Source organism: Limnothrix redekei LRLZ20PSL1 (assembly GCF_043235035.1).
In the GTDB taxonomy this organism is placed as follows: Bacteria; Cyanobacteriota; Cyanobacteriia; order CACIAM-69d; family CACIAM-69d; genus CACIAM-69d.
Map to the genome: position 1 here is coordinate 22,877 of NZ_JAZAQF010000051.1, position 6,660 is coordinate 29,536.

5 protein-coding genes and 1 tRNA gene are annotated in these 6,660 nt (G+C 57.4%); 4 read left to right on the top strand and 2 right to left on the bottom strand.

Translation table 11 applies throughout. The features are described 5' to 3' along the window. The first annotated feature begins 326 nt into the window (after positions 1 to 326). Together VPK24_RS08875 and VPK24_RS08880 are read left to right on the top strand one after the other, a co-directional pair. The gene (locus VPK24_RS08875) at positions 327 to 986 is read left to right on the top strand and encodes a YqiA/YcfP family alpha/beta fold hydrolase (protein WP_393012265.1); all 660 of its coding nucleotides are present in this window, start codon (positions 327 to 329) and stop codon (positions 984 to 986) included. Between the two features lie 104 nt (positions 987 to 1,090). Then, entirely contained in the window at positions 1,091 to 3,382 is a 2,292-nt protein-coding gene (locus VPK24_RS08880; RefSeq protein ID WP_393012267.1) for an ATP-dependent helicase, read from the top strand. 262 nt (positions 3,383 to 3,644) lie between these two features. On the opposite strand, the gene VPK24_RS08885 is transcribed toward VPK24_RS08880, so the two are convergent. Continuing rightward, entirely contained in the window at positions 3,645 to 4,298 is a 654-nt protein-coding gene (locus tag VPK24_RS08885; RefSeq protein ID WP_393012269.1) for a hypothetical protein, read from the bottom strand. Positions 4,299 to 4,518: 220 nt separating this feature from the next. Next, positions 4,519 to 5,754, bottom strand: coding sequence for a HetZ-related protein (locus tag VPK24_RS08890; protein ID WP_393012271.1), 1,236 nt, complete (start codon positions 5,752 to 5,754; stop codon positions 4,519 to 4,521). Positions 5,755 to 6,363: 609 nt separating this feature from the next. Between VPK24_RS08890 and VPK24_RS08895 the strand changes: the two genes are divergently transcribed. Next, positions 6,364 to 6,435, top strand: a tRNA-Asn gene (locus VPK24_RS08895). Positions 6,436 to 6,462: 27 nt separating this feature from the next. Further along, positions 6,463 to 6,660 (top strand): hypothetical protein (locus VPK24_RS08900; protein WP_393012273.1); only part of this gene is annotated, 198 nt, incomplete at its 3' end.

Consider the following 6,660-nt stretch of genomic DNA (forward strand, 5'->3'; position numbering starts at 1 on the left):
CTCTCCAATTGATTCCTCAAAGCAATTTTTCTAGAGAAATGACTAGGGAAATTGCTAGGAATTGCTCAGAGAGTTTTCCAAAGGTTTTTCAGTCATTTTCCCAGCATTAGCCAACTTCCCAGCGCCAGCCAACGCTGCAACCCAATAGCCGTGTAGGATCGCCTGTCCTGCGCGGTTTTCTGCTGAGGATGTTCTGCTGAGAATCTATTAAAAATTTGGTGAACATTTGACCAATCAGGGCGATCGCAATGTTGGGATCGTAACTGTGGTGATCACGGCGATCATGCTGCTCGTTTGCTGTTTTTCCCTGGCTTGGATCCAGCTCTATGCGCTATCTCTACCTGCACGGTTTTGCTTCGGGCCCCAGTTCGTTTAAGGCCAGGGCTTTGACCGATCGATTCCAACAGCATCAAATCACCCTTGAAATTCCCGACTTTAATGAGGGGGGATTCACCGGGTTGACCCTCAGCCGCCAAATCCAGCAAGTGCAAGCCTTAATTAACCAAACGCCGGAGGAACCGATCGGGCTGATTGGTTCGAGCTTTGGTGGCTTGACGGCCCTGTGGCTGGCGGAACAATGCCCCCAGGTGGAACGGTTGGGGCTGTTGGCTCCGGCCTTGGGATTTCCCCACAGTTGGCACGATCGCCTGTCGCCGGATCAGTTAGACCAATGGCAAAGGAGCGGCCAGTTGATGGTTTATCACTACACAGCGGGGAAAGAGCTGCCCTTGGGGTTGGGCTTTTGGGAAGATGCCCAGCGCTATGATCAGTCCAAGCTTCAGCGGGTGTTGCCAACGGTGATTTTGCATGGACGGGCCGATCGCACGGTGTCGATCGAGCTGAGTCAGCAGTGGACAGCGAGCCATCCTTGGGTGGAGTTGATCGAACTGGAAACGGATCACGGCATGGGCGAAGCGATCGAGCCAATTTGGCAAACGATCGAGCGATTTTTTCAACTCCTCAACCCTCCCCAAGCACTCCATTAGTTTTGGGCTGAATAGTTTTGGGCTGAATAGTTTTGGGCTGAGTAGTTTTGGGCTAAGTAGTTTTGGGCCGAATCATTGCGGAAATCACGAGCAAGATAACCAGCATGGTCATCACCAGCAGTCGAGACGAGATCGCTTGGCAACGGTTACGGGATGGTTTGCGGCCGGGCCAGCGGGAAATTGCTGACTGGGCGGGCGGGCCCTTGGCGGTTTCGGCTGTGCCGGGCGCGGGCAAGTCCACGGGCATGGCCCGAGCAGCAGCCCTGACGATCGCCCGGTTCCAGTTAGACGCGCGCCGCCAATTGGCCGTGGTGACCTTTACCCGATCGGCAGCGGCCCACCTGAAGGCCAAAATTCGCGAATCCCTGCAAACATTGGGCCTCCCGCGCCAGGGATTCACGGTGCAAACCCTCCATGGGCTGGCCTTGCAAATTGCCGGACGCAATCCGGAACTGTCGGGCATGGAGCGCGATCGCACCCTGGTGTCTCCCGATCGCCAGCACCGACTGATCGCCAATGCCGTTGATGATTGGATTACCCAACATCCATCTCTCTACGGACTATTGCTGGAGGGGCTGGAATTTGACGGGGAAGAGGCGGAACGGTTGCGGCGACTGTCCGTGTTGCGAACGGATTTGTTGCCGGAGTTGATGCTAACGGTGGTGCGCGAGGCCAAAAGCTCGGGTCTGAAACCCGCAGATTTGCAGCACATGGGCCAAGCGCCGGAGCTGGCCGCCGATCGCTACCCGGGTTTGGCGATCGCGGCGGGTCTCTACGAAGCCTATGAAGCCCAACTGCAACGGCGCAATGCGATCGACTATGACGACATGATTTTGGCGGCCTTGCGGGTTTTGGCGGATCCGGAAGCGGCTAGCCTCTGGCGATCGCGCATTTTTGCGGTATTTGAGGATGAAGCACAGGATTCCTCACCCCTGCAAGCGCGGCTGTTGGAACAATTGGCGATCGACCCGGCCACGAATGCGGTGAACTTGGTGCGGGTGGGAGATCCCAATCAGGCGATTAATTCCTCCTTCACGCCGGCCGATCCGGTATTCTTTCGGCGGTTTTGCGAAGCCTGTCGATCGCAGGGACGGTTTGCCCAAATGGATCGATCGGGACGCAGCAGCCTGATCATTCTGGAAGCGGCCAACGTCCTGGTGCAGTGGACGAACGATCGGGAATTTCCCCGCCTCACCCAACAGATTGGCACTCGATCGGCCCTGCCACCCTTTGAGTTGCAATGCATTCAAGCGGCAGAACCCAACGACCCCCAGCCGAACGCCAACCCAACGCCGCTCGGATTGGGGCTGGAGTTGGTGCGTCCCGCCGATATTCACCAGTCGATCGCCCAAATTGGCCAACGGGCGATCGACCTGTGGGCCAAGGCCCCCGATCTCAGCTTGGCGGTTTTGGTGCGCACCAATGATCAGGGGCGCTGGGTGGCCAAATCCTTGGGCGATCGATTTGGCGATCGGCTCAATCTTTACGAAGTGGGAGCCAGCGATCGCCAATCCCACGTGCCCGGGGAAATGTTGACCCTGTTGCAATTTCTCGATCGGCCCCACTCGCCCCAATACCTGAAGGCCCTGCTGCGGGTTTTGGTCGATCGACAACGAATCCTCACCCAAGACCTGGACAGCCTGGCCGCCCAGCCCGAACAGTTTCTCTATCCGGGACCGTTGGATCCACCCTTGGCAGAACCGGCCCGCCAGGCCCGGCGCATTTGTGCTGGCATTTTGGCCGCCCGGCTGCATTTGCCCCACTATGCCCTTCTGTCCTTTTTGGCCATGACCTTGGGCTACGATCGCGCCGAGTTGGCCACCACCGACAAGTTGATCGAAACCCTCGTGCAGCGCGATCGGGGTGACCAACGGCTAGAAACCACCCTGAACAACCTCGCTGAAATTGTCAGCAACGAAACCTTCGCCCCCGTCGAAGCCGAGGAGTTGCCCGAGTCCCCCTACACCCGCCCCGGCCAGCTCACCATCATCACCGCCCACAAAGCCAAAGGCCTCGACTGGGATGGGGTCTTTTTGCCCTTCCTCCACAGCGACTATTTCAGCACCGAAGCGCGTGTGCCTTTGCAAATGGAGTTTTTGGGGGCATTTAACTTGGGCGACTGTTTACGGGCCCAAATTCGCGATCGGGTGCATGGAGCCGCCAAACTTCCCCCGATCGCGATCGCCACCCACCAAGCCCGTTGGTTAAAAGTGGCCGAAGAATATCGCCTGCTTTATGTGGCTATGACCCGGGCGAAGCGACTGCTGTGGATGGCGGCCGAGCAACAGGCCCCCTTCACCTGGAACAAGCCCGAAAACCTCACCACCAAAACGCCCTGCCCTGCATTTTTGGCTTTGGAAACGGATTTTCCCAAGTGCAAGCGATCAGCTCCCTAGCTCAACCGCAATCAATAACCGCAATCAATAACCGCAACCAATAACCGCAACCAGCAATGGAAAAGGGACTGGCCGAAACCAATCCCTTTTTCAAAAACCCTTTTCAGAGTTGTTCGCCAGAGCACTTTGCTGCAGCGAGCCTAGAAAGTCTTGAGACTGGATCTAAACTCCGCTGCTTCACTCCGCTGATTTAGACTCCGCCAGCATTGATCACGATTCGGCGTTGAAACCGAATGCAGCAACCAGAGCAGGAGGGGCTAATTTACCACAGGCCTTGAATTGGGCCCGAGGGAACCATCGGCGCGGAAGGAGCCACGAACGGACGTTGCTCAACCACCACGTCACGGCACTGACGCTCCATGCTCACGGGGGTGGCGCGGCCGATGAACTGACGGCACACGGCCTTGCCGGAAGCATTCAGCACAATATCGCGCGACAGCTCTTGGCCGTCCTTGTTGTAGATGAACACTTCGTTGCCAGTCAGGTCACGGATCAGCACGGGGCCAGCCTTCATGCACTCTTGCACTTCGCGCGACCAAGCTTGGAAACGCGAGTTGCAGATGCCCCGGTGAATATCGAGGTCTTCGAAGGTAATTTTGTTGTCGCTGTTGCAATCACCAAATTGGTGAATCTTGTAGCGATCGGTGATCGGAGTGCTGGTGGTGATGCTGCTCTCTTTCTTCATCGAGAGGTCGATCGGGAACTCAAAGCTCTTGCGCAGAGCTGCACCAGTCGGATCGGTCACCACGCGCAGGCGAGGGCCATCGTAGTAGGTTCCATAGACCACCTCTTGAGCAAGGCTTTGCTCGTGGTAGTCAACTTTGATGTGGGGGTTCAACGCAGGCGCAGCTTGGGCCACCGTAGGCACGCTAGCCGCCACCAGGGAAACCAAGCCCCAAAATGCTTTCGATTTCATAGGTGCTGTGGGTCTTTCTCGTCGGTTGGAAACGAGCATACCGCTTTGGCGGCAGCCCGCAGGGTCGGTGGTGCGGAGCTTCCAATTACTCTAACAGATTGCCTGAAGTTGACCAGCCAACAAAAACGGCAGGCGCGGGGCCTGCCGTTGAATTTCGTCGTTACCGAAGGGGCTGAATTCCTGAACGATCGGCCCCTAAGGGGGGAAATGGGTCGATCGCCTAGGCCTCTTGCAGCAGCGTTACTTCACCGTTACGCACTTGCCAAGCAAAGGTCAGCAGTTTGAACCAGCGTTTTTGCACCTGTTTGGGGGTACAGCCGATCGCTTTACCAATGGTTTTTTCGTCTTTTTGAGCTTGCTTCAGTTGCACCAGTTGCTGTTGCTCGGGGGTCAGTTGCTCCCAAAACAAGGTCCACAGCGCACCGGACATCCCTAGGCGATCGTCCACATCGGCCCCAAGCCACTGATGAACCAATTCCCAGTTGTGCATCCGGGAAAAGCGCTCCACATGATACTTAAACCGTTGTTGCAAATAGTCCCGCTGGCGAGGGCTGAGGCCCAACACTTCGTCAATTTCCGGGGCAGACAGGTCTTGCATTTTTAGGGACAGGTAATCCACGCAGTCGTGGTGACCTTGGTTGCGCAGATAGTCCACCAGTTCGTTCAAGATTCGATCGCGCAGAACCGCTTCCGCCGGGTCGATCGCCTCCGAAACCATCTGCTCGCGCACCTGCTGCACGGCGCTGCTGCGGGCATATTGTTCAGCCTCTTCGCCTTTGCCCCCTTCCACGGCCAATTCCATGTCGATCGCCACTTCCGGCGGTTGGCGACGGGCAAAGCTTTTCGCCCGCAGCACGATCAATTGTTGGTTGCGGCAACCGGGCAGGGAAATGCGGCGCTTGGCATATTGCTCTGCGAAGGAGAGATATTCAGCCAACTCCAGCCGGGTGCGCGGTTGGTAGGTCTCAGGCAAATCGTTTTCCCGCCGAAAAGCCCGCAGGGATTCGATGTAAAACGCTTGCATGAAATCTTCAATCAGCGTGTAGCGGGCCTGGAAGCTCAGTTCCGCTTGGGCCGGAGCAATGTAGCGATAGACCATGGCGCTGAGGGTGCTGTGCAGTTCCACTCGGCCACGCTCGGAGCCGCGCTTATAGTAAGCCAGGCATTTTTGGAGCCGGTGACGAGCCAAGGACAGGGCCCAATCGTCCACTTGGCCGGAAGCTTGGATGCGATCGCTCTTTTGGCAAACACGGCTGACTTCGCTCAGGATGCGCTCAACTGTGGCGATCGCTCGGGTGGGCATTTGTCCCACCGAATTCACCACTTCATCCAACAACATCTGTACTTGGGCGCTGGCATCGGCGGGGGCTGGCACAAGGCTGAGGGCAACGGTCGCGGCGGGAACGGGGCTGGAAGGGCGGCGGACTTGGGGGGCGGTGGCCAGTTGAGCGTTCACGATTCTTACCTCAGGATGCACAACACAACGGTGACGACGAAGGTTGTCGGGGAAGCGCTTGGGAGGTGCGTTTCTCTTGACAGCTTCACTCTACGGAGCTAGCCCCAGTGCCGATCGCACGTCTGTGTCACTGGCTCGATCGCAATCGGCCCCCTGCTTCGGGGCGATCGACCATCGCAGACACCTAAAACGCCCAAGGGCAGATGGGATAAAGCTTGTGGCGACCTGTTTCCGAGACTATCCAGCTTGGCAACCGCCCCTGAAACCGTCGCTTTCCTCAGCCAGTTCACCAACCGGATTGAAACAGCGCATTTTTGAGGATGGGGTTGCGGATTTGCCGGGTTGCACAATCCTCCCTGCCAATGTTTCGGGCAAGGGGGCGAGGATCCGGATCTGCGCCGCCGAATCCTGGGGTATTCAAGCCAAGAGCCGCTCGATCGCTGTGGTTCAACGTGTTGTGCGCTCAGAGGAGCCTGAATCGTCAAAAATTCCCCGAAATTTTTCGACCGCCTCGCAGACCCCAAACGGAAGCGTTCAAAATTTCTTGAGCAATTTGCTTGACAAACCCTAGCTGCGGCGATTATCTTAGTTTCCGCGTTGGACGCACATTCCTCAGTAGCTCAGCGGTAGAGCGGTCGACTGTTAATCGATTGGTCACAGGTTCGAATCCTGTCTGGGGAGTTTCTAAAATCTCGAGCGCCGTAGGGGTTGGGTCTCCCAACCCTGACCCGGACGATCGCTACAACCCTGTCCACCCCTGGGAACACCCAAGGATCACGGGAACTGGGCGGGGAGACCCTGGAACTGGGCGGGGAGACCCTGGAACTGGGCGGGGAGACCCTGGAACTGGGCGGGGAGACCCTGGAACTGGGCGGGGAGACCCTGGAACTGGGCGGGGAGACCCTG

Coding starts and splice junctions, on each gene's coding strand:
- VPK24_RS08880 (WP_393012267.1), top strand. CDS start 1,091: ATGGTCATCACCAGCAGTCGAGACGAGATCGCTTGGCAACGGTTACGG.
- VPK24_RS08885 (WP_393012269.1), bottom strand. CDS start 4,298: ATGAAATCGAAAGCATTTTGGGGCTTGGTTTCCCTGGTGGCGGCTAGC.
- VPK24_RS08875 (WP_393012265.1), top strand. CDS start 327: ATGCGCTATCTCTACCTGCACGGTTTTGCTTCGGGCCCCAGTTCGTTT.